Below are 23,012 nucleotides of genomic sequence, written 5' to 3' on the forward strand. Positions count from 1 at the left end.
TTATCCTAATTTGCGCTGTAAGTGATAGTTGTTTTTGAGTGCCTGATTAGTTGCACTGTAGGGGTCGTTGATTTGTTGTGCCATCGCTTGTGGTAGACGCTGGTCTAGCCGTTTATCGATACGCATTTCGATACTGCCATCGTTATTGACATTGGTGGCCACATCTACTGGAGCATTATTTGTCATATAAATAATGACACCCTGATTGCGTTTATTGCTCTCATACGTACCGTTATTCATCGATTCAAGTTCTGATCGATATTTTGTAGTCGCGGCGGCATGTGCAACAAATTCTTTACCGTGGACGGGCCCAACTGGCATATTGGTAGGATAGTCGCCCGTATAACCGCCTTTCATAAAACCTTTCGGGTTTAGAGCTTGAATGGCGGCAGGTATGATACCTGTTTGCAACGTAGTAGTAGCAACGGCAGGTATATTGGCAGGGAATGGGGCTGATCCCCATGCTTTTGCGATAGCGGTAAAACTGGCAGATTGCGCACTGGCAAAATCAAAAGCTTTTTGAATCAAGAACATGCCTTTATAGCCTTTGCTAGTCTCTCCTAAAGCCATTCCAAATAGGGCGGTGATGCTGCCTAGATTAGCGGCTTGCCGTTGCAGTTCCAAATCTTTGGACGACTGATTGAAGTTCTCTGTCAAGGCTAAGCGTGCTTTTTCAGCCTGTGCTTTTTTGTCTGTATGCGTCTGCTCATACTTATCAACAATAGCCATCTTTTTATCGTATGCAGCGCGCAATTTTTCCGCTTCAGTCTGAGGGCCATTTACGTCTAAGCCGTCAAAATCCACACCGATAGATTTTTTATCAGCTTGGTACTGTGCGGCTCTACCAGATATTAAATCAGTCGCCTTACTACGCATTTTATCGCGTTCATCTTGCCATTTATCAAACCTTTCTTTTAGTGCATTAGTAGCTTTCAGCTGTGATTCTAGTTGTTGCAACGCCTCGGCTTGTTTAACCCATTCATTAATACGAGCCTGACTAGCGCCTTTAAATTTGCCAGCGTTGATATCGTACATTAGGGAAGATAGTTCACTAGTGTTGCCAAATAAAGCAATGCGTTTTCTAAAGCTATCAATACCGTCTTCAACAGCTTTGGCAGCTTGCTCGGCCATTCGCTGAGCTTCGGTGACGACCGCCTTAGCACCTTTTTTTATGCCAACGGCCATGCCTTCTGCAGTCTGTTCTCCAACTGTTTTCATGACACGAGATGGTGAACGGATGTTAAGAACGCTCTTAGCTTTAGCGACAGCACTTGATGCCATGTTACCGATTGCACTAGCGACACCACTTGCGCCTGCTTTTATGCCGTTAATTAAGCCATTTATAATTTGCTTGCCGATTGTCAGCATTTTGCTAGGTAATTGACTTAATGCAGTTGTGATACTTAAACGGATACTATTAAATGCTGTTACTGTGTTTGTCTTAATATTATTCCATGCATTGCTTACTGCTTGTTTTGCAGATTCAAGACTGGATTTTATCGAAGCTGTAATAGCAGCCCATTTAGTGTTAGCCCATGCGTTTATCTCATCCCAATTTTTGTACAGAGCAACGCCAATAGCTATCAAACCTGCAACAGCGACAACAAGAATACCAATAGGACTAGTGACAGCAGCAAGCGCAGCGCCAAATGCCCATGTTGCAGTGGCAGCCACAGTGCTGATCGCGCTCCATGTCACTGTGGCAGCTGTCATTACGGCCGTAGAAACGGAAGCAGCAGTCGCAGCAATAGAGCTGGCTATAAGCGCAGCATTGTGAATTAATAATATTGCAGATACACCGCCTACAACGCCGCCAAGTACCATAAATAAGGCTTTGTTTTCGCTAATAGTCTGCTTTATGGTTTCCCAATGTTGATAGACAAGCACACCAGCCGCAACTAAAGCACCTAATGCAATGATAGTTAGTCCCATTGGACCAGCTAGAGCGACATAAGCCAATTTCAAACCGTCAATTGTAGTCTTCGCCGCTGTAAAACCATCAACAGCAAGCTTTAAACCAACTGCTGTAGCAATTAAAGAACCGCCAATGAGTGTGATTTGTTGAATTAATTCAGGATTAGCAGATGCCCAGGTGCCTATGGTTGCGACCATAGGTGTCATGTTTAGTAGTAATTCATTTAAAGCTGGTATAAAGGCTTCACCAACACTGGCGACCACACCATCGATGTTGTTCTTAAATAAGACCATTTTATTAGCAGTTGTGTCGCTGATTTTTTTAAACTCAACATCCATTGAGCCAAAGTAATCCTTGGTTGAGTTGACCGTTTCACCAAGTAGTTCCCAGTTATTTTCTAGTACGCCCACACTGCCTGCGAGCATGGTAATATCATCGCCGAACTCCTTACCGATAATTAAGGCGTTCGTGCCGATGCGTTTAGATTCCTCCAGATCATTAATAGCATCAAGATAAGTAATAATTGCTTGCTTACCATCAGTTGCTACCAGTTTACTAAAATCATCAATATTTAATCCTAACTGCTCAAATCCGATCAACTGAGACTTAGTCGCATAGTCTAATGTAGAGAATGATGTTAGTAGTGAGTTGACTGCGGTAGAGGCAACTTCAGCTGGTTTACCCATTGCAATCAATGCACCTGTTAAGCCTAATGTTGCATCCTCTGACAGTCCATAGACTTTGGCGACACCGCCAACACGTAGCAGTGAATCAATGAGCTGGGCAGCGGTAGCAGGAGTGTTATTGGATAGCGTATTAATCGCATCGCCAAGCCGGTCAATATTTGCAATTGGTATCTGAAATACATTAGCGATCTTTGCCATACTATCTGCAACTTGCTGAGCTGGCAGATCAAAAGCGACACCCATTTTTGCCATCACTTCGGTAAAGTGAACTAGGTCTTTTTCTGCGATGCCCAGCTGACCGCCAGTAGCCGTGACGGCCGCTAATTCTTCAAAAGTCTGCGGAATCTGCGTGGTCAATGCTTGCAACTCTTTACGCATATTTGCCAAGCCGTTGCTAGTTGCAAATTCTACGGTCTTATCAATCTCAGCCATTGAGCTTTCAAACGACATGGCTGTTTTGATTGATAATGCGCCCATACCAGCAAGCGCGGCGCCAACTCCCAGCGCCATTTTGGCGGCATTGGTGCTGATATCATTGAACGCTGACTTGCTGTTTTTTCGTGCTTTGCGTAGCTCGTTATTATAGTTGGCAGTATTTGCCTCCATGATTACTTGGATTCTACTCAGCACCGAAGCCATGACACCCTCCTATGATTTACTTGCAGTTTTTTGTTCGTTGACTTTCGATGCTAAGAAATCTCTTAACGCAGAGACTTGTTTATGTGCTTGTAGCCTTTTTTCACGCTGTCTTTCTTGTTCTTTTTGCTCAGGTGTTAACAATCGGTGGTCATATAACATAAAATCTTTTATGGTTTTCTTGTCTTTACCTGCGTAATTTTGCATACGCAGAGAGGCAAAATGCATGTCTAATAATTCCCCACCAAATGGCTCTACGTACAAGTTAAAAGCTTGCCACTCAGTCAGCTCACGCGCGGTCATATTGTTTTCTATCCACTCGACCGTTTTGCCCAAATGAGCGGCTAGCCTGAACTTAAATATACGTAAAGGGTGGGCTATTAGTTTTTTGTGACTTCTTCTTGATTTTCAGGTTTTAGGGCATTGAGCTCGCTTGAGAAGTCATAGACTTTTGAGACAATGGCTGCGGGGAAGCCTTTGACCATTTCGATATCGTCATCATTAAACTCTAAGACACCATCGGCATCACAGACTGAATAGACAAAGATAGTGGCTCGAACACCATTTGTTTCTACTTCTTTTTGCATCAGCCCTTCCAATCCCTCACGCTCAGCAGCACTCATCACTTTGATGTATACGTCACCAAGTTCAGGGATAGGCAATATTTTTACGCTGGTTTTTAATTGCATGAAATCCGCTTTACTTAGTACTTTTTTAGAGGCTTGTTTGGTCATTTGATTGCTCACTTATGATTTAAAAATAAAGAAAAAGCGCAGAGCTGGTTAATGCTCTACGCTTTTGATTAATGTTGACGCTGGTTTATTTGATTACTAAGGTGTTTGGGTGATTTCTGAACTGATGACTAGGACACCCTCAACTTTGAGCATGTCTTTTTGTTCTGCCATAAGATTAAATTCTTTAACCATACCGTCAAACACGTAACCTTCACTGGCGGCGGCAGGATCAATAAATTCAATTTTATTTTTAATGACCGTGGAATTTTTGTAGGCGGCTTTCAATTCCATGTGCTGCGGATCGGTCGGTACATAATACAAGGTGAACGGTATTTCTGATGTCTCTCTAAAGTTGGGCACTGCGTTTACAGTAGAGGTGGCATCAGTCGGCGTGACATCGACGACGACTTTAGTCAGCTTGGGCATCTCCATTTCATTTAAAAACTCTACTTGGTTGAACGTAGGGACATCATCAGTCGCGATGCTCCATTTAAACTGCACATTTACTAATTCATCAGCGGATATAGCCATAATCATCACTCTCTTATTGGTGGTAGGGTAGGGTTGCTTAATTGGTTTGCCAGATATGACACTCGATGCTTTGTCTGTATAACCCAGACTTCTCATCGTGGAGGTATTTACGGCTGTCGTAGTAAAACGGCTTTACGTTATCTTTCAGGATATTGATCATTTGATTGGTGGTGTCTTCACAGTCGTCATAGTCGTTGTGATACACATCTAGCTGCATATAAGCCAATTCTCGACCTGTATATCCTGCTACGACATTGGTTGCATTGGTATTGAGTACGGTATAGACCAGATACGGTGTGCCTGTTTCGCCCTCTGGTCGGACCAATGGATAGACTTTATCGTCAAAAAATGCGCCTAGGACGCTATAGATAACCTCGCTTGCTTTCATTTATTACGCCTTTTTATCCAATCATGACTTTATCAATTTCAGCTTTGAGCACTTCTTTAAACCTTTCAACGCCTTCTTCGTGTTTACTGTCTGCGGCAGGTCTGATAAATGGGGTAGGTGCGATGCTGCTGGTCCCTGTCTCTAAAAAATACCAATAAAAGCCTTTGGCTGAGACAAACAGACCAACTGAAGGTTTTGCGGTGTATCGCATTTGCTTGGATCGGATTTGTTTTTTTAGCACGCCTTTATCGACGGGAGCGAGGCGTTTGGCTTCTTTTTTAATGGGTGCGATACCAGCGTTCAGTGCTTTTCGCATGACCTTGTTTTTGGAAGTGTCGATCAACCTATCAAACTGTCTGTCTAGCTGGTCCAGTCCATCTATTCTGATCGATGCGCTCACGATGAATCCTTATTTTGGACAATAAAAAGCCCCATCGGATGATAGGGCTATTGTTACGGTCGATTAGTCGTAGTTAGCGACGGTTCAGGGGTGAGAACTGCGTCATGTTATAAGCACGTGAGGCTTATATTTGAATGGTTTTATTTATTGTTAAATATATTATAAAGCAATCTATTCCATGCTAAACCTAAGTCAATAAAAGCATAGGCAGTCGTTGCGGTATGTGTTTCTAAAGCTAATTGCTCAAGCTCATCAATCCGGCTGTCGATACCACATCTTATGGTTTTTAACATCATAGTTCTCACTCATACTTAGAACTTAATAGCTTACCATCTTCGTCAAACTCACACATTGCAGTGTGTTTTGACTCAGCATTGAATTGATTTTTTGCGTAAAACTGGAACCATAATTCGTGATTAGTTTCTTTTTTATATTTTAGGTTGCTGTGGATAATATCCATTGATCGCGGATTATTTAGTTTAGCTTGTATATCAACCTGACAGTCGGTAAGCAACTCGGCCTCAGATCTATCACCTAGATTAGGTATACCGCTAAGTGTATTTACTTTCTTTTCTTCTGGCTCGGTTTCAGTATTCTTTACTTCGCTTGAGCCGCAGGCTGTTAGAAATAAAGCTATTGATAATGCTGCGATAGTCTGCTTCATTGTTATTACCTGACTAATAGTAAAATAATGTCTGAGTATATTACGAGTAACAACATTAATCTATCAATCACAGAAACAAACTAGAAATAACTAGCTATTTGTTTTTGTACGACACACTACGATTTTTTTATTGTCTTTTGGCACGGGCATTATCCCTAGTACTTCATAAACGAAGCCACTACCATCTAAAACCTGTATCTCATCACTTGCTTTAATGTCCGTTGCCGTATCGACAAGTATTTTTGCATCTACTGACGATCCAGCGGCATGACCTTCTACAAAGTCCCGAGTGCTGATGGGTAGTAGCTCACACCACGTCTGTGGCATGACGCTATTAGTAGACTTAACGGCGCCAGTGGTGGTTCTCGTTGTGATTTTTCGCACGACACCAATTGGTGTACTAAGCCGACCTCGGCTAACCTTTGCCATTTTAGACTCCCCATTTACGATATTTATTCAACAACCGGTCAAGCGCACGGTTCATATGTAACTGTTCTGTTTGCTGTGCTTCACGATTTTGGTATAAGTCGCCAATGATGAGTAGGGCAGCATGTTGTAAGGATTCTGACAATTCACCAGTCGATGTTAAGCAAATGTCTTCTGTCAGCTCACGATCCAGTTCGTCAGCTATCAAGCGAAATGACGTTGGTATAAGACCGGCAATATACGCATCATCTATCTCATGTGTGACATGCAAGTGTGACTTGGCTTGCTCAAGCGTGATGGATGCAGTGATCATAGGTGATGCCTATATTGAGTTAGGATAAAAAAGACCGCTGGTAGACTTGCCACCAGCGGCTGGTAATAACGGTTTCAACTAATAGTTATCTAATCTTATGGCCCGACGTTAACTAGGTCGCCCGTCACAGCTGCATCAGGCATGACGACGCCAAAGGCGGCGCGCATTTCAGCACGTACCGTCACTAAGTTTTTGCGGAAGTTGTCACCATCTTCAGTAGACAGCTCAACGGTCGCATCTTGGCGAATATAGCCTTCAGTTGCCATGGTGATGTTGCCGACCCAGTATTTGCCAACTGGCATCGATGGTGACTGGCTAACCGCCAAGCCCCAAACGAAAGGTTGAACGGCCGCGCCTGGTGAACCAAATAAGTAATGGCCATCGGTGCCTTTAGCCTGTTCAATCTCTGCCCAGTCTTGCGGGTTCAGAATAACCGTCTCAGGAGGTAAGAAGTTAGCATAAGCTTTTGCTTTTGCAGAACTGATGGTATCGATAGCATTGTCGTTGGCAACGATGGTCAAGCTGTTGCCAGCTTTCATCAGGCCTTTGAAGCTTTTGGTGTCGCCATTGATGACCAGATATTCAAGCTTTAGACGCAAGCCGTAAGACATGCGACCTTCGATATAAGCAGCCAGTGCCGGCGCATCATCTAACACCTGATTGCTAACACGTACCCAATGAGCAATAACGTCAATTTCTAATGAATCAGGACCAAACGTAAGGCTTGATTCAGGCTTAAGCTCACCTTCAGCCACGATATCAGCCATGAAGGTGACAGCACTTTCACGTACATAAGGAATAAGTGGTACTGACGTTGGTATCCAATTGATCATGTTGACCAGCGTCAGCGGATTACTAGCGGGGTTAATTATTCTGGCATCGTTGATGTTGCCAGCCGTGTTGATTGTGCCAAGCATGACGGTGTTACGTGCAGAGACACCATCAATCTGTACTTTGCCACGTGAATGCTTAATTGCTTTAATTTCTTGGCTGATACCTTCATTGCGAGAGAGTAGGCCACCAATGCTGTTTGCGTCTAGCTCACCGTCTTGGACACCGCGTACCATCTTTTGCTCAAACTCTTCAAAGCGGGCTGATAGGTCACCGACTTCTTTTACACTGTTCTGTAGCTCAGTGATAGCATCACGAGTTTCTTTGTCATCTTTGTTTTCAGCAAGTAGCTTTTGCTTTTCTTCGATAAGCTTGTCGAGTGTGGTTAAGCGACTTTTGAGCTGAGTCGCAAGTTTTTCGTACTCATCTTTGGAGCCACCAGCATCACGAGTCATGACACCCGCACTAGGCATAGCGCCAGCAATAGTAGTAGTTTTAAAATCGCGCATAATATTTTCCTTTAGGCAAAAAAATAGCTACCAAATGGCAGCTTTATTGAGGGTTTGGTTTGGGTTACTTATCTAAAAATGCAAACGGATCATCATCTTTGCTAGTATCATCAGCGCGAGTGCCCATGATGCTATCGAGTTTGGTAATAAAGTGCCTTGCATCAGCTTGGTCAAGTCCGAGCTGGGTCAGCATGTCACACGCATCATGTTCATCAGCTAAGTTATTGATTGTCTCTACTTGGCGATTGATACGAGCACTACGGTCACTAGGCTCATCAACGACGCTGATTTCGAATAAATCTGCGCGTTTAATCAGAATATGGTTGTCTTGTTCTTCATAATCCATTTCAGTCGGATTATAAAAACAGATAGATAAGCCATCAACTGTTTCATGGCGTAGCATTGCCTCAACATCGGTTGCTAATCGAAGGCCTTGGGTCAGCTCTCCTTTTACTAATAGGCCAACGTCATCTTCTTCAAAACCAGTCCATTTGCCGATTCGCATCGCTGATGTAGTATCAAACATATTACGCCAGCCATGGTTATAATACATATGTACTTTTTTAGCTTGTGATTCAAATAGTGCAATCATATCTGCAAAAGCGCCACGCGCAAATTTCTCGCCATGCAAGTTGATGCTATCCCATTTAACTGCGTAACCATCGAAAGTATGTGTAGTAACCCCGTCTTTGTCAGGTTCAGCAAACCGTATCTTTGTATCGACAATAGGCATGCGTCGCGTACTAACTGATTGCAGCAACTCACTGCGACCATCGCGACAGTGCAGCGTTTGCAGTGAGTGTTTATTCATTGCTTGTATCCTTTGTTTGGTCTAGTGAAGATTGTTTAGCGACAACACTAAGTGGTGCAAACCCTAATTGCATATAAAGATCATCGCCACCTTCTTGTGGCTTCCAACCTTCAGCTCTGCGTATTTCATTTGGCGTACGCTGACCAGATGTAATCTCAGTGTTATACATCTCGACGCGTTCTTTGCGACTTGATCTCAAAATTGCGTCAGCATCAATTTCAAATTGGTATTTGTCCCAGTCTTTACGGGGAATTAGTGTAGTCAACATTGATAACTCAAGGCGCTCAAGGTAGGGCCGCAAGTTAAATTTGTGAAATGCTTCAATGATTGCTGAGATACCAGTGCCCCAGTTGCTCGATTGCGTACTGTCATTAATCAAAATACTAGGCACGCCGAACATACGAGCGATTTCTTCTAAGCTAAAACGGCGCGTGGCCAAAAGCTCAATGTCTGAGGGTGTTAGGCTAATAGCCTCAAACTTCATATCAAGTGGTAACACTGGCATAAAGGTTTCATCGCCGCTGGTTAATTCGCCCATTTCATCGCGAAGTGCCTTGCGTTGTTCGGCAGTTGGTGAGCCCTTTGTCATCAATGCGCCGGTTGGCTTGGCACCATTACGCATGAGTGACGTTATTTTATCGTCTGATGCATCTGCTACAGCGACGGCTTTTGCAGCGTGTTGCAGCGGTGATAAGCCTTTTATGCCGTTACCAAACAACTTAACATGCCAAATATCAGACTCTATGTAGTCGCGGCTAAATGCAGATGTAACTTGATGACGATAAGTAAGCTCATCATTCTTTAAAATGACAGTCATGTTAGAAGAGTTAATGATATCTAAACTGAGAATACGAGAGTTTTTATCACCTATCCTGGTGATCCTGACGTATGCATTGCCATCGCTGACCAAGTTGAGCATCAGTTGTTCCATGAACTCGATGCGGTTTTGCCGTTTATTGGGTTTATATCTCAGCAATTTCATGACGTCATGATCTGCTTTGGTATCTAAATACCCATCTTTGTCCTTTGTATATAAATCAATGGGCATACTAGCGATGGTTTCAGCTAGCAATCTGATCGATGCAAAGACCGCTGTGACTGTCATAGCACTATCAAAGGTGACAGGTTTGGCAGTTTTAGTGACAGTGCGAGTAGCGTTTTGGTTGCCGTCAATGGGGTCACGCGGCGCGTAACCAAACCATGCAGCGACGGTTTGTATGAGTGCCATGTTATCCCCTAAAGCTTACAAAGTCGTTTAAGTAGTCGCCAAGCTGTGTCTCAAAATCTTGGCTAGGCAAGTCGCCCGTTTCATCATAGTATTGGGCGCGATTAGTCGCGATAATTGCAGCAACTGCGCCATCAATTTTGCTAGCGTCTGATTCTTTACGCGGGAATATGTTGTCGTTAGCGTCTTTTTTGACAGTGACGTTGCCCATACACCAGCGCAGGATTGGATTGCCATCATGATGAATACGTTTAGCTGCTAATAGAGCCCCAATATGTTTCATTGGTTCGCTCAAATAAGCGACGCGCTGTGGCACTTCAACCATATTTAAACTCTGCTCATTAAGTCGCATTGCTAGATATGTTGCATTAAAAGGGTCATACCCTGTTTCTTGCATGTCGAAGCATGCTGCATCTGCAATAATGTCACGCTCAATACGTTCAAAGTCTGTGATATTGCCATCAGTGACCGTTAGCCAGCCTTGACGTTCCCATTCGATAAATCGTTTTTGATTAGGGTTATTAGCGTTGTCTAGCTGTGCACGATTGATATAAAAATCTGCAAAGAAATAATAATGCGATTCATCGTCTATTTTTTTGACAAATAATTTAATACGCGCCGCTAAATCAACTTTAGATGCTAGATCAAGGCCGCCAAAGCATGGATATTTATCAAACATACTTGGCTGAAAAGCCTTGTTTGCCGCGTCATCCCAATCTTGAATGTTGAGCCAACCGCTGCGAGCAGCTACCCAAACGCATAAATGCTTGGTCAAGAAGTCAGCTTGTGAGTCAGGGCTGATAGCAGCACGTTGATATTCCGCTTGCAGCGCTTCTTTGTGTACTGATACGCCGTAGTTGGGATTGGCTTTGCGCCAGCTTGCAGGGTCACGCCAATCATCAGCGTCATCTATCGTGTAAATAATGCCGAAGTAGCGGTCATGGGACTCAAGTCCTGATAAAACCTTAGTGACCAACGTGCGCTGCTCATAGCAAACGCCATCTAAGATAAAGCCAGCTGTCGTAATAGCAAATAGCAAGGGCTGTTCACGCGCTCCCATACCCGTTGCCATGACCTCGTAAGTATCGTTTGATTTGTGCGCGTGCAGCTCATCAATGATAGCGCCATGAACGTTGAGTCCGTCCAAGTTGCCACCGTAGTCGCGGCTTAACGCTTTGAACGTGGATTCAGTCGAGACAGAGCTGACTGCATGAGCTGCGACGCTTATACCCATTGCTTTTTGCATATCTGGGCGTTTTCGCACCATGCCCTGTGCGACTTCAAAGACGACACGCGCCTGGTCGCGAGTAGTAGCGGCTGAGTAAACTTCAGCACCCATCTCCCCGTCAGCGAAGCACAAGTAAAGCCCAATACCAGCAGCGAGTGTAGACTTAGCATTTTTACGAGGTATTTCAACGTATGCATAGCGAAAGCGGCGTTTGCCGTCAAAATCTACCCAGCCAAATAAGTTGGCCACAATGAATATTTGCCAAGGCTCAAGTAGTATCAATTCACGCTTGTTTGCCAGCTCACCTTTGACGTGTGGCAGCAGCTCTATGAATCGGCAAGCCTTCGCAGCCAGCTGACTATCAAATTCAAACTCAAATGCAGATTCATTCTTTGCGCGTTTAAGATCCGTTAGGTGACGTTGACACGCCTGACGCACATAGACACACGCATCGATAGTGCCGTCGATTACATCCGTTGCGTATTGCGCCGCGATATTAGCGTAGGCAATAACATCGGACATAGTTTTTTAACCTTGTTTAAACTCCCCAAATTCACTATCGCCAAATAAGTTACCTTGAGCGACATCGACTTTGATACTGGAGCGTGCAGCAGGAGATAGACCAAATTCGCGGCCCAATGATATAAGCTGTTTTTGTAATGTGTTACGAATGCTGACCAAAGCAGTCTGTACTTGAAAACCGTTAGGCGTTGTGCCAATCCAAGTATCAACATTCTCAAGCTTGGTACAGACGTCACCATAACGGGCCGACGTCTCGGCATACGCGCCAAATAAATCACCATCAATAACTGATAGCAATCCGAGGGCGACTAATTGAGGCGCTATCTTGTCCCACTGTTTGCGTGATTTGGCGTCTAGCCAATCAGGGCAGGGTGGTATAGCCAGTGTTGGTTGAGCAGCGTTGTTGGCAGCTTCACGGTCGCTACGGACACGGCTGCCTTGCAACACTTTGAGCTGCGTTGGTTTGCGTGGACGAGACATAGTGTCACCTGAGAACAGTTATTTTTTGAGGGGGTATACCCCCTATAGGGTTTTGACCATGCGAAAATTCTCTTGGGGGCGGTGGTCGTGGAGGACAATCGTGTTTACTTTTTACCCCACCCTGCCTTGAGCTGGGCGACATCATAATCAGATAATTTATTATCGATGGTCGTTGTTTTGATTGAGTGACATGAGTAGCAAAGAGGCTGCCAGTTTGTCTGATCCCAAAACAATTCCTGATTGCCGCGATGCGGTAGGATGTGATCGACTACGTCAGCGGCTCTAATAATTTCGTTGGCTTTGCAATGTTTGCACAGCGGATTATCATTCAGAAATAGTAAGCGAGCTGAGCGCCATCGGGCATCGTATCCGCGCTGAGCAGATGACGGTCTGTTGTCTATACGCTTAAGCTTGGCAGGTTCGGCTTGCTTGATTTGCGTGGCTTTTTGATGTTTTGGCTTGGGCTTATGTAGCTTACAAACACCATTGGTACCAGTACTGGCGTTGCAACCTGCATGGCTGCAAAGCGTAGTAGGCATCGATGGCATAAGGATTGCTCATAAAGAAAGCCCACTGCGGGGGCAATGGGCTTAACTGGTAATGTTTGGTTGATGCTGCCGTGTGCTTTACGATTAGGCAGGAACTTCGAATATGAGAAATCTTAAGGTAATCTGTCCGAAAACTCAAGTAGCCTCCGAGTAGCCGACGACTTGTAATTTTGTTGCAGACCATACAGCGCGTGAGTTTGCGTTGATATCTTTTAATATAAAATTAATATGATCAGATAGTTTATTGTCAGACCAAGTTTGTTTTGCAATACCAGCAAATGCAGCTCGCTCGCTGTCTGTCCAAGCTGAACCAAGTGCAGTATTAATCGGATACTGACATTCTGCCAACGCGGTGCAGACTACTTTATCAATATATCTTTTTCTTATTGCTTGCCTTGATAGCTTGTCTGAGTAGGATGCTGATAGTCGTGCTTGGATAGCCGTATCAAAGCCGTCGTTCAGATAATGATAGCAGTCAGACTCAATAGGTGTGATGTTTGCAAACGCTTCAGCAGCTGCTCGTAAGTACTCTTGACGCATGATAAATATCCCCCGTTATTTAGATTCAATATAGGATCGTGTGCATAGTTACGTCAAGATGTGCATAGTTGATTTTAAACTATGCACGTCTGAACCCTTTGGTATTACTGGCTTGTAAGACTGATGTTCATAGTGTGCATAGTGTGCATAGTTATATTTACGCACGAGGATAAAAATATTTTGTTGTTATCATAGGTTGATAATAAAAATAAATTATTTCCCGCGCGCGCATACGAAAAACCCTGCACACTATGCACAGGGTCGCTATAAGCTATATACGGTAAGGGCTGTAGACGTGCATAGTTGTATTTTAAACTATGCACATGGGGTGCACACTATGCACATGGTTGGCTATTTGGGGTCAAGTTTATGACCGATAGCGTTCTTCATGACCTGTATTTCTTTGCCAAGCCACAGTTGTTGGTTGGCTGCGTCAGCTGTGGGGAACATTGTTGGCATCTTGACGGCAATAACAGTCGCTTGAACTACTCGATTGACAGCAGGCAGTTGGTATCTTAGCCGCTCTTTGTGTTCACGTCTACCAATATATGTCATTAATTTGGTTTTAGTAGTGCCACGTTCACCACCTTTACGGCACCAGTACTGGTAGTAGTCATACAGATCGTCAGTTAAGCAGCTGCAATAAGGTATACCGGCTTCGCCTATCACCCAATCATCGTAGAATACTTCCCAGTTTGGTTGGCTTAATCGAATGAGCTGACGTTTGCTGTTGGTCATAAGCGCAGGTGTATGCGCTGTCTGGTCTTTTAAGTCTGTCATCATGAGTAGCGTATAAAAAGCACGTAGCATCTTGTCATCGGTATCAGATAGAGCTGATGCGACTTCATTTAGGATGGGTGCGGGAATCTTTTGTTGTGGATAGCAGACTACATGACGTCTATCGTTTTGCTCAAGTGATAGAGGCATCATGTTATTGGATAAGAATATCGCATTAACGAAGTTGTCTTGCTGCCAGCCACTCATGAATTTCTTGCTGATATAGATTGTGTTGCCCGTGATGAGCTGCTTGACCATACCCATCTGTGAGTAGCGGTCGCTGCCACTGAATATCTCTTCAAAAAGTGCATAGAGCTTATTAGACACCCAGTCGTTGTACTGAGATTCAAGCTGACCTTGTCCAAGCGTGACAGCATAGTCGCCATAGATACGTGACATGATGCGGTCAAAGAATAACGACTTACCAGCACCTTGTACTTCGCCATGAAATATCAATGCGGTATCGAGCTTGGTACCAGGTTGCTGTAAGGGTATGGCCAACCATCTAAGCACCCATTCGTAAACTTCTTGTTTGCCTTCACACAAATGTAGTAGTAGGTCCGTGATCGGCTTGCACATAGTGGCTGCATCACTTAACTCAGTCTCGATAGGCTTAAGCGGTAAGCCGTCAAACGTGTTGATAGCGATATCATTAGGGTTTTTGGGTTGTTTGGAGTGAGTTGGGTCGAACCAGATATTGTCAGCTTTTACTGTTGTGCGTGATTCGCTTTTTAGCCAAATCTCATACTCATTGGGCCATGCTAGCTTGATAGTGTCCACTGGTAGTCTTATGTGCTCAACGTCGTCCCACACTTCTTTTGTGCCATATATGAGAAAGTAGCGGTCAAACATTGATTTTGCTTCAACCGCTAATAGCTCGTCTCGGTCTTTGCTAACGTCTGCTTTACTAATCTTTTCGTGCTTAGACTCCCACCAACGCACCGCTAGTTTTTTATTGCCGATCTCATTGGCGAACTGAGTTTTTGTATACTCAATCTTATTTACGATGTCATAGACTTTATTGGTTACTTTGCCGATATCGGTAATTTGAGCGTATTGCTTGAGCATGTCAGCCAAGCGCATATCTTGTTCAACATCAGCGGGTACGTTGCCATTATGTGAGACAGTAGGCGCATCAACAACACTATGATCATCATTGGCAGCTTGAGTGACGATTGATTTGTTAGCTACTGCATGTTTGATTTGCCGCGCCACTTCGTTGAGTCCAGCGGTTGCTGCGAGGTCGTTAAAATCTGAGTGTTGTTTGTCTTGCATTACGCTGCGTCCTTATCTATATCTACTACATCAAAACTGGGTATAACCAATTCGCCATTAACTGCTATTGCTGCCAGTTTGCCATCACGTATGCCTGCATTGTACTCAACAAGTGGCTTTGGCTCTTTGCCGTCTACTATGTCCTTATCACGCATCTTGAGTGCAGTTGCACTATCGTCATCAGCGCAGATGATAATGCGATGATCAGGATGTTGAGCGCGGATTGCTTTGGCTACTGGTATCAAATTATGGGCGTTGAAAGCTACAACTACAGGTAGGCTATAGCTCATTGCATCAAACACAGTTGCACCAGTTGCATAGCCTTCGCAAATTAGTATCACACCCGCGCCAAACATAGGGCTATTGCCAATCGTAAAGTAAGCGCCACTCACTAAGCCGCCTTTTAGGAAAAGCTTTTCGCTGTCAGGTGCGATGGTTTGTACATTGACCAACGTAGTCCCTTCGGTTGTTATGTTGTAGTACTGCATGGGTATGATTAGATTGTCGCTGTCATCTTTACGTAAGCCGATAGCTGCGACATTTTTGCGTAATAGATAAGGATGGTCATCGGTTGCGGGTTTTGCATTATCCCAAATACTTTGAGCACGGCTAGCAGCATCAAGACGGGCTTGTCGCTTCTCAGCTTTCTCAGCTGCTTCACGCTCGACTTGTTGTGATTGCCACTGTGCGCGCTGCTCATCTGTCACTTCACTAGTCGCATCAAGTCCGATAGCGCCTGCTATCAGCTTATTGGTCTCATAAACATCAAGACCAGTGAATTGCTGCACGAGCATAAAGCCATTACCAGCACCACATTGTGAGCATATCCAAGTACCCTCACCACGTTTGTCATCACAACGGAATCTATCAGAGCCGCCACACATTGGACATGCTTGATGCTGATGTGCAGGTTTAGTGAAGCTAATGCCAGCAGCAGGGAATATATTTGAGACATAATTACCGACAGCTGCTGCGCGAATGGCGTCAAAATCAAGCGGGGTGCGTTTATCTGTCATTGTGTCTCTCCATGTTCCGTTCAGCATTTTTTAAGATGGTTTGAATATGACTAATCAATGCGTGACCGTCTTTTTTCATACTTGCATATTCGTCAGGTTCGATGACCTTGTCAGCATAAGCGTCCAATGAGGTGCTATTAAGATCCGCGAACTTTTGACCAAGTAATGCAATATCAACCATCTCGTCGCATTGGTTGTTGTCATCAGGCAGCAAGAACCATCCAGCGTTACCATGCGCGCAGCAGATAGCATCCATTATTAGAGATGATTGAGTGCTGCTTAATAGTTGCTCAATAAGCACAGGTGAGCAGGTATGAGATGTGCGCTTGGGATTTACTTGTAGCGCGGTAGTATTGTAATTAAGCCCAAACGTCTCACAGATACCGCCAAGTGTACCGCGTGGTTTCATTGCAGCTTGATAGATTGCGGCTTCCAGATCTAATACGCATTTCTCGGCACGCTGTGCGGCTGTGTATTTTTGTTTCGACATATTGCCCCCGTTATTGTCGTTCTTTTATTTCGGCTGTAGCGTTAAGCTAGTTGTTGTTGATTACTTGGATCGTTTGCTGGTTCGGGAGTGGGGAATATATCTGGACGTAACTCGTGACATGGGACGCCAGTAGCTTCGCTAATTTTTGCAACATACTTAGCAGATGCTCTACCGTCTCTATTCAGCCATTGCCAAACGTTTTGTTGTTTTGCGTCGATTAGCTTTGCAAGCTCGGTTTGACCTCCAGCCTTATGAACGGCTCCCATAAGAGCTTCTTTTGGAGTAATTGGATCAATAATCATGATGTAAATCCTTTGTTGTTAATTTTAGTGTATTTAATCATTTGTTGTTAATTATGTCAAATCTTTTGTTGTTAGCTTTGCAACATCATTTGTTTTAAATTAAGAGAAATTACAGAGGATATAATTATGGCACTTGGACAGCGAGTTAAAGAAGCTAGAGAGTTTAGAGGTCTTAAACAAGGAGAGCTTGCTGATCTAATCGGATGGACACAGCAAGCATTATCTACATTAGAAAAAAGAGACAGTAAGAAGAGTTCTTATTCTGCTCAAATAGCGAAAGCACTGGATATCGACATTGATTGGTTGATGAGCGGTACGGGCGAAATGATTAAAAAGGAAAAAGAGAAGGGAAACGGTATAGTTAAGAGCCCTATTAAGTACGTTCCAGTTAAAGGTTCAGCTCAGATGGGTGATAACGGATATTGGCTGGAGCTGGATTACATGGGGAATGGCGGGGATGGATACTTAGAGGTAAATAATGCTAGTGATTCAGCGTATGTCATACGTGCCGTAGGTGACAGCATGTTCCCTGCATTGCGTTCAGGATGGTACATAGTGTTCGATCCTAAAAGAGATCCGTGCGCTGGCGAATATGTGCATATTGTATTAGCAGATGGTCGCAACATGATTAAAGAGTTTGTTAGCTGTCAACATGGCATTATTACTGTTATATCTGTTAATGGAATGGAACGAATGTCTTTCAACTGTGAAGAGGTAAATGTTCTAAACCCATTTGTAGAAATACAACCGCCAAGCAGACTGCGTGATGAGCTGCACTTATTGGATAATGAATGTACGGGGATATAACAATGCCTAGCAGACCATGGATAGAGTATTGGGTTGAGCATTACTTTGCACATGCTAAACCAGTCTCAGAAGACAACCCTTTAGTTAGGGGCTGGTGTGTTTATATTGAAGTCTACGAGTTGGACTAACTAAAGCACTTAATTTCTTAACATGTTTTGTTGTTAATATTTAATTATTTTTAATATAAACAACAAAAGATTTGACATTATTAACAACAAATGATTAATATATACCCGTAATCAACAAAACGGGTATAACGTCATGTCTCAATATCAAAACAATGGAACTGTCACACCAAATCGCGCTCAGCTAGAGATTGAGCGCCTACAAACAATCCTAGCCGAACGTAACCAACAGCTACAAGCTGCTGAGCAGACAATCACTCACACACAGATTAACTATAAGCAAGCGCATAAAACTATGCGTTTGCTTATGGTTTTTTGCGTTTTGTTGATTGTTGTTTTGTCGTTGGGAGGTGCAGCATGAGCACTCAAAACAAGCTAGGCAAGCTAATCACACGCTTTGAAATCGGATTTGATAACGAAACCAAAGCTGATATTGATGCTTTAAAAGCGAAAATCGACGAATTGACGCGCGCGCTGTCAGTTAAAAATGACAGTCACGGTGACCGCTTACTTGCTGCGATGCAAGCTGAAGCAGCTAATGATGCGCCTATAACGCACACTCCGTGGGAAAATGATCTTAAGCGCGCGTCCGTCAACGATGTCGATTATCTAAGCGGTAACGACTTAGACGAATGCGTCCCACATATCGATGATGTATTAGACCAACGTAATTGGCTATCTGAGTCAGTACCACAAATCACCCAAGCTGATATGCAGCTTATCTTTATCAAAAATCTATCGGAATGCCTAATTCAGCGCATGCATAGCATGGACCGCTTTAGTGAAGACGACTATGCGATTGGTGGCGATAAGTTGATAGCGTGGGACATCGTGATTGGTAAAAATTCCTTTAATGATAAGCGTCCTAATTTTGCGATTGTCATAGCAACATCAAATATAGAGCATAGTGATAAATCAAGCTTTGGCATAGCCGATCTTACCAGCCGTTTTTCACTGAATCAGTTTATTCATACAGGTCAGTACGTAAAGATATCGGTTTGGCACAACGAAACTTATCGCACCATCACCGAAGCCGAGCTGCCAGCATTCCGCGCGGCATTGGAGGCGTGCTATGCGTAACATCGCCAACATCAAGCCATCGGCAGTCCTAGCCTCTCTTATCCAAAGCGCAAAGCTCACAAACACTGTCAGCCGTACAGCGTTGCGTGACGCTAATATCCAGTGGTCGGCTCATATCGCCAAACCAAGATGCAACCGTGATCAGCAGACACTTATCGATGTTGCAGACCAGCTGCGGCTGGTCATCGTGCAAGTGTCTCAACGCCAATGTCGTATCAATCCAACCCAGTGGCCAATATTGGTACGTCTAGAGGCTGACTTGCGTACTGCATATTTAGCCAATATCAACCTTGAGCCGCTACTTGACACCGTAGCCGTCAATAGTGACCACAGCGAGGTAGCGTAATGTCAAAGCAATCAAAAAAACCGTTGATGATTAGCGTATGTGGCGCGCCGCATATTGGTGTAACTACGGCTTGTGACCGTGTGCAGCGATGTCTCAATGCACAGGGCATCATCACAGATGTTATTACGCTTGAGCGTGGCATTGATGTGATCAATTTTAATGATGACTTTTTGCTTGGTAACTATATGCACCTAGACGTCATCTTGTTTGATAAACATCGCAATGCGGATTCAGCAGTTAAGCGGCGCTTAATACATCCGCTTTGGGACAGTGAAGGAGTCGTCCCTGACATGAGTGTACTGCTTAGCTCATCAATAGATGGTTACAACAAAGCAATCCGTAATCGCACTGATAAGCGCAAAAAAGCTGCGCATCATGAAGCCTATCTATCGATAGAAAGATCGCATTACGGTACTAAAAATCATCATGTCGTCAACATCGATGGTAAAAACGGGCAGTTATACGCAGCCGGTACGATTAAAAGTCTGATATTACGGGAGCTAAAGCGATGAGTAAAACATTATCACTTAGCCGTCGTGCTCATCTATTTGTCAAAGACGGACAGTTTTTTATCAAGCTGCAACGTCAAAATCAGCGTGATCCAAAACGCGACGATTATTACATCATGAAAAAGTTTGAGCTGGAACGCCTAAAAGAGATCCATGAGTGGTTAAGCAAAATGATCAAAGAAAGTGAGAGCAGTAATGTCAAAGCAGATTAAGCGAGTTACGTTTGCACGTAATAATTACGGATTGCGGTGGCTTGATGTAAATATGCACAGCTGGGAGATTGTCGGCGCGTGCGGGGAAGGGCGTCACCTGGTGGGCCGAGCATGTCGCTTGGCTGACCGTGGCAATAAAATTGAATATCGCACTGGGTCAACCTACACGGCCATCAATGCGACTGTTGAGAAGATGGGGTAGATAATGGCTGATGATGCAGATCGCGCAAATGACTATGTTGATTTAACGATGACTCAGTATCTGAGTCGAGCGCCAAAATTTGACAAGCCGTCACTGGCTGAGTGCTTGGAATGTGGCGAGGATATCCCCGCTAAACGTCAATCAATGGGCGGGGTAACGCTCTGTGTAGACTGCCAAAGCGTATTTGAGAAAAGGGGACGGTGATGTTGACTGATAATGAACAACTTTTAGTAATCACCGGCACTGCTATCTTACTGGGCATGCTCATTGTCGCAGTGATTTGGCTATTATCGATTGAGTTGAATAACGGAGAATGACTGTGATTAATGCAAAAGAACGTCCAATAATCTTAACCGCACAAGAAGTTAATGCAGTGTTAGCAGGCGATAAGACGCAGCACAGATTGCCTGTATTGACTGCGAAAGAGATTGACGAAGGTTTTGAATGGGATTTTAGTGCAGAGGGTGATAGTGCGGTCTGTATAAAAGAAATAGATGACGAACGGCAGGAGGTTTTACTTAAACCTTGTCCTTTCGGGGAGATGGGTGAGCGGCTGTGGGTGCAGGAGCCGTCATTAATTCATTGTGATTGGGATTGGTTTTACGCTGACAATACGCTGGTCGAATGCAAAGAGCCTTTCACACCAGGTGATTTGCATTTACCTTGGGACGACGAGCATCAAGAATACATAGGGCCTATCGGTGCTGAGCACATGCCACGTTGGGCAAGTCGCTTGCTTTTAGAAATAATCGATATTCGCATTGAGAGTGTACGAGATATTAACGCAGCTAGTGCGGAGGCAGAAGGTTGTTTTAATTTTGCTGGTTATGAAAAATTGAAACCAAAACCTTTATCTGCGTTTATTACCTACTGGATGGCGAAGTATGGCGATGACGCATGGTGGGACAATCCTTGGGTTTGGGTTATTGAGTTTAAAGTAATAAGTGAGGACTGAAAAATGGACGTTATTGAAATTATCAAATCAAATGTTCCGTTGGACTGGGTAACGCTCCCTCAATTTGGTAAACTTATTGGTCTACCGCACGAACGCTTATACATGGCAAAAGATAAATGGCCAGAAGGTGAAGTGTGGAAAAGGGTTGATAATAAGATTTACTTTAGTCTGAATGGGTGGAATGAATGGCTGGATCAACAGGGTATCCAAAAGGCGTTAGAGTGCGAAGCGGCAGCGTCGAAATTAATATCCCAATCAAAGGAGAAGGGCGCAGGTACTTCGTCCTCCCGTACACGGCGACGCCGAAAAACATTGCCCAAGCGGGAAAGCTACGAGCTAGTTTGATGGCTCGTAGAAAATGGGAGAATCTGACAGTAACAGATATTGAATTGGCTTGTAATATTATCGATGAAACGAAAGCAGATGATAGACCAATTTTTGCAGACTATGCGCAGCTTTATCTTGATAGCTTAGATAGTGGTAATACAGGCACTAGACGTAAATACAAAGGCATCCTCAAAAATAAATGGATGCCTTTTTTTGCATCTATAGCAATTGCAGACATAACACCGGCAATGGTGCGCACTGCACTCGCACAGAATGACTTTAGCAGCACTAAAACTGCTAACGACGCACTCACGCCACTGCGCGGAGTGTTTGATTTAGCATTTATTGACGAAATTATTGAAGAGTTGCCCACTAAACGTATCCGTAATAAGAAAACTCAAAAGGATGAGCCAGATCCTTTTTTGCCTAATGAGCGTTTGGCCATACTTGATTATATGCAAAGCCATTGGACAGATGGTAAAGAGATTTGGTATCTATATTTTGTATGGCAGTTTTGGACCGGTTGTCGCCCTGGCGAATCATTGGCCATAGACTGGGCTGACATAGATATACCCAATCGACTAGCAAAAATAAGTAAGACGTTGAGCAGTGGCAAGGTGCAGCTATCAACTAAGACCAATGAAATACGTAATATCTATCTCAACGATAAGATATTGGTTGTATTGGATAGACTCAAGGTACTCACTGGCCACCAGTCACGTCTGTTTATCAGCTTACACACCGATGAGCCATGGACACGACCAGATAAGTTGTCCGAAAAGTTTCAAGAAGTCCTACCAGTGATCGGCGTAAGAGCTCGACCTGCTTATAATTGCCGTCATACTTATGCGACGACGATGCTCAATAGTATGATCGATGTTTCTGCAGCGGCTTATCAGATGGGCCATGACATCATCACGTTCACTAAAATCTATGCAAAGTGGATTAATACCGAGCGCATGCAGACTGAGATGATGAAGCTGGATTATGGGGACTAACTGCCGAGGGTTACTCGGTAGTTGAATTATAGAAACTGCGACAAAACTGCGACAACAGCACCTTTAATAAATACTTATCAAATTTTAGGCAATAAAAAAACCTGCCCGAAGGCAGGTTTAGTATAGGTTTGAGACAATTTATTCACTATCCGAAAATGGTGGGGCTGGAGAGACTCGAACTCTCACACCTTGCGGCGCCAGAAC

The 23,012-nt window shown here is 43.9% G+C and carries 31 protein-coding genes; 10 read left to right on the forward strand and 21 right to left on the reverse strand.

Features of this window, described 5'->3' with window-relative positions; translation table 11 throughout:
• From L0G63_RS03190 to L0G63_RS03290, 21 genes are all read right to left on the reverse strand, one after another.
• On the reverse strand, nt 1-3,240 hold the full coding sequence (locus tag L0G63_RS03190) for a phage tail tape measure protein (protein WP_301449328.1): 3,240 nt from the start codon (nt 3,238-3,240) through the stop codon (nt 1-3).
• Between the two features lie 9 nt (nt 3,241-3,249).
• Complete coding sequence (locus tag L0G63_RS03195; protein WP_301449329.1) at nt 3,250-3,540, reverse strand: hypothetical protein; 291 nt, start codon at nt 3,538-3,540, stop codon at nt 3,250-3,252.
• A 77-nt stretch (nt 3,541-3,617) separates the two neighbouring features.
• On the reverse strand, nt 3,618-3,971 hold the full coding sequence (locus L0G63_RS03200) for a hypothetical protein (protein WP_192518887.1): 354 nt from the start codon (nt 3,969-3,971) through the stop codon (nt 3,618-3,620).
• 96 nt (nt 3,972-4,067) lie between these two features.
• Nucleotides 4,068-4,502, reverse strand: coding sequence for a hypothetical protein (locus L0G63_RS03205; protein ID WP_192518888.1), 435 nt, complete (start codon nt 4,500-4,502; stop codon nt 4,068-4,070).
• Nucleotides 4,503-4,539: 37 nt separating this feature from the next.
• Nucleotides 4,540-4,890, reverse strand: a complete 351-nt coding sequence (locus tag L0G63_RS03210) for a hypothetical protein (protein WP_192518889.1) — start codon at nt 4,888-4,890, stop codon at nt 4,540-4,542.
• 13 nt (nt 4,891-4,903) lie between these two features.
• On the reverse strand, nt 4,904-5,290 hold the full coding sequence (locus L0G63_RS03215) for an HK97-gp10 family putative phage morphogenesis protein (RefSeq protein WP_192518890.1): 387 nt from the start codon (nt 5,288-5,290) through the stop codon (nt 4,904-4,906).
• A 140-nt stretch (nt 5,291-5,430) separates the two neighbouring features.
• A complete protein-coding gene (locus L0G63_RS03220; RefSeq protein WP_301449330.1) occupies nt 5,431-5,586 on the reverse strand; it encodes a hypothetical protein in 156 nt (51 codons plus the stop codon).
• A 5-nt stretch (nt 5,587-5,591) separates the two neighbouring features.
• Nucleotides 5,592-5,954 carry a hypothetical protein gene (locus L0G63_RS03225; RefSeq protein ID WP_301449331.1) on the reverse strand — a complete coding sequence of 121 codons (363 nt, stop codon included), beginning with the start codon at nt 5,952-5,954 and terminating at the stop codon, nt 5,592-5,594.
• Between the two features lie 90 nt (nt 5,955-6,044).
• Nucleotides 6,045-6,383, reverse strand: a complete 339-nt coding sequence (locus L0G63_RS03230) for a head-tail adaptor protein (protein ID WP_301449332.1) — start codon at nt 6,381-6,383, stop codon at nt 6,045-6,047.
• 1 nt (nt 6,384) lies between these two features.
• Entirely contained in the window at nt 6,385-6,693 is a 309-nt protein-coding gene (locus tag L0G63_RS03235) for a head-tail connector protein (RefSeq protein ID WP_301449333.1), read from the reverse strand.
• Nucleotides 6,694-6,788: 95 nt separating this feature from the next.
• Entirely contained in the window at nt 6,789-8,033 is a 1,245-nt protein-coding gene (locus tag L0G63_RS03240) for a phage major capsid protein (RefSeq protein ID WP_192518894.1), read from the reverse strand.
• Nucleotides 8,034-8,097: 64 nt separating this feature from the next.
• Nucleotides 8,098-8,844, reverse strand: a complete 747-nt coding sequence (locus L0G63_RS03245; protein ID WP_301449334.1) for an HK97 family phage prohead protease — start codon at nt 8,842-8,844, stop codon at nt 8,098-8,100.
• Complete coding sequence (locus L0G63_RS03250) at nt 8,837-10,072, reverse strand: phage portal protein (protein ID WP_301449335.1); 1,236 nt, start codon at nt 10,070-10,072, stop codon at nt 8,837-8,839. Before L0G63_RS03250 ends, L0G63_RS03245 begins: the two co-directional genes overlap by 8 nt.
• Before the next feature lies 1 nt (nt 10,073).
• A complete protein-coding gene (locus L0G63_RS03255; protein ID WP_301449336.1) occupies nt 10,074-11,819 on the reverse strand; it encodes a terminase large subunit in 1,746 nt (581 codons plus the stop codon).
• Nucleotides 11,820-11,825: 6 nt separating this feature from the next.
• On the reverse strand, nt 11,826-12,299 hold the full coding sequence (locus tag L0G63_RS03260; RefSeq protein WP_301449337.1) for a phage terminase small subunit P27 family: 474 nt from the start codon (nt 12,297-12,299) through the stop codon (nt 11,826-11,828).
• A 104-nt stretch (nt 12,300-12,403) separates the two neighbouring features.
• Entirely contained in the window at nt 12,404-12,847 is a 444-nt protein-coding gene (locus L0G63_RS03265) for an HNH endonuclease (RefSeq protein ID WP_301449338.1), read from the reverse strand.
• Nucleotides 12,848-12,982: 135 nt separating this feature from the next.
• Nucleotides 12,983-13,387 carry a hypothetical protein gene (locus L0G63_RS03270; protein WP_301449339.1) on the reverse strand — a complete coding sequence of 135 codons (405 nt, stop codon included), beginning with the start codon at nt 13,385-13,387 and terminating at the stop codon, nt 12,983-12,985.
• Between the two features lie 351 nt (nt 13,388-13,738).
• The gene (locus L0G63_RS03275) at nt 13,739-15,439 is read right to left on the reverse strand and encodes a primase-helicase family protein (RefSeq protein WP_301449340.1); all 1,701 of its coding nucleotides are present in this window, start codon (nt 15,437-15,439) and stop codon (nt 13,739-13,741) included.
• Nucleotides 15,439-16,455: a primase-helicase zinc-binding domain-containing protein gene (locus L0G63_RS03280; protein ID WP_301449341.1), complete on the reverse strand. Its 1,017-nt coding sequence runs from the start codon at nt 16,453-16,455 to the stop codon at nt 15,439-15,441. The genes L0G63_RS03275 and L0G63_RS03280 overlap by 1 nt, the downstream gene beginning before the upstream one ends.
• On the reverse strand, nt 16,445-16,945 hold the full coding sequence (locus L0G63_RS03285; RefSeq protein ID WP_301449342.1) for a phage regulatory CII family protein: 501 nt from the start codon (nt 16,943-16,945) through the stop codon (nt 16,445-16,447). The genes L0G63_RS03280 and L0G63_RS03285 overlap by 11 nt, the downstream gene beginning before the upstream one ends.
• A gap of 41 nt (nt 16,946-16,986) precedes the next feature.
• Nucleotides 16,987-17,247, reverse strand: a complete 261-nt coding sequence (locus L0G63_RS03290) for a YdaS family helix-turn-helix protein (protein WP_301449343.1) — start codon at nt 17,245-17,247, stop codon at nt 16,987-16,989.
• A gap of 126 nt (nt 17,248-17,373) precedes the next feature.
• Between L0G63_RS03290 and L0G63_RS03295 the strand changes: the two genes are divergently transcribed.
• The 10 genes from L0G63_RS03295 (at nt 17,374) to L0G63_RS03340 (ending at nt 22,808) form a co-directional block, all read left to right on the forward strand.
• Complete coding sequence (locus tag L0G63_RS03295) at nt 17,374-18,054, forward strand: LexA family transcriptional regulator (protein WP_301449344.1); 681 nt, start codon at nt 17,374-17,376, stop codon at nt 18,052-18,054.
• A gap of 261 nt (nt 18,055-18,315) precedes the next feature.
• Complete coding sequence (locus L0G63_RS03300) at nt 18,316-18,540, forward strand: hypothetical protein (RefSeq protein ID WP_301449345.1); 225 nt, start codon at nt 18,316-18,318, stop codon at nt 18,538-18,540.
• Nucleotides 18,537-19,259, forward strand: coding sequence for a hypothetical protein (locus L0G63_RS03305; RefSeq protein ID WP_301449346.1), 723 nt, complete (start codon nt 18,537-18,539; stop codon nt 19,257-19,259). The genes L0G63_RS03300 and L0G63_RS03305 overlap by 4 nt, the downstream gene beginning before the upstream one ends.
• Nucleotides 19,252-19,605, forward strand: coding sequence for a hypothetical protein (locus L0G63_RS03310; RefSeq protein ID WP_301449347.1), 354 nt, complete (start codon nt 19,252-19,254; stop codon nt 19,603-19,605). Before L0G63_RS03305 ends, L0G63_RS03310 begins: the two co-directional genes overlap by 8 nt.
• Entirely contained in the window at nt 19,605-20,117 is a 513-nt protein-coding gene (locus tag L0G63_RS03315) for a hypothetical protein (protein ID WP_301449348.1), read from the forward strand. Before L0G63_RS03310 ends, L0G63_RS03315 begins: the two co-directional genes overlap by 1 nt.
• Nucleotides 20,114-20,326 carry a hypothetical protein gene (locus L0G63_RS03320; protein ID WP_301449349.1) on the forward strand — a complete coding sequence of 71 codons (213 nt, stop codon included), beginning with the start codon at nt 20,114-20,116 and terminating at the stop codon, nt 20,324-20,326. Before L0G63_RS03315 ends, L0G63_RS03320 begins: the two co-directional genes overlap by 4 nt.
• Before the next feature lie 205 nt (nt 20,327-20,531).
• Entirely contained in the window at nt 20,532-20,732 is a 201-nt protein-coding gene (locus tag L0G63_RS03325) for a TraR/DksA family transcriptional regulator (RefSeq protein WP_301449350.1), read from the forward strand.
• Between the two features lie 115 nt (nt 20,733-20,847).
• Nucleotides 20,848-21,483, forward strand: coding sequence for a hypothetical protein (locus L0G63_RS03330; RefSeq protein WP_301449351.1), 636 nt, complete (start codon nt 20,848-20,850; stop codon nt 21,481-21,483).
• Nucleotides 21,484-21,486: 3 nt separating this feature from the next.
• Nucleotides 21,487-21,828 carry a hypothetical protein gene (locus L0G63_RS03335; RefSeq protein WP_301449352.1) on the forward strand — a complete coding sequence of 114 codons (342 nt, stop codon included), beginning with the start codon at nt 21,487-21,489 and terminating at the stop codon, nt 21,826-21,828.
• Nucleotides 21,828-22,808, forward strand: coding sequence for a site-specific integrase (locus tag L0G63_RS03340; protein WP_301449353.1), 981 nt, complete (start codon nt 21,828-21,830; stop codon nt 22,806-22,808). The genes L0G63_RS03335 and L0G63_RS03340 overlap by 1 nt, the downstream gene beginning before the upstream one ends.
• Nucleotides 22,809-23,012: the final 204 nt, after the last annotated feature.

The sequence above is a fragment of the Psychrobacter sp. genome, from assembly GCF_030454045.1.
GTDB lineage: Bacteria > Pseudomonadota > Gammaproteobacteria > Pseudomonadales > Moraxellaceae > Psychrobacter.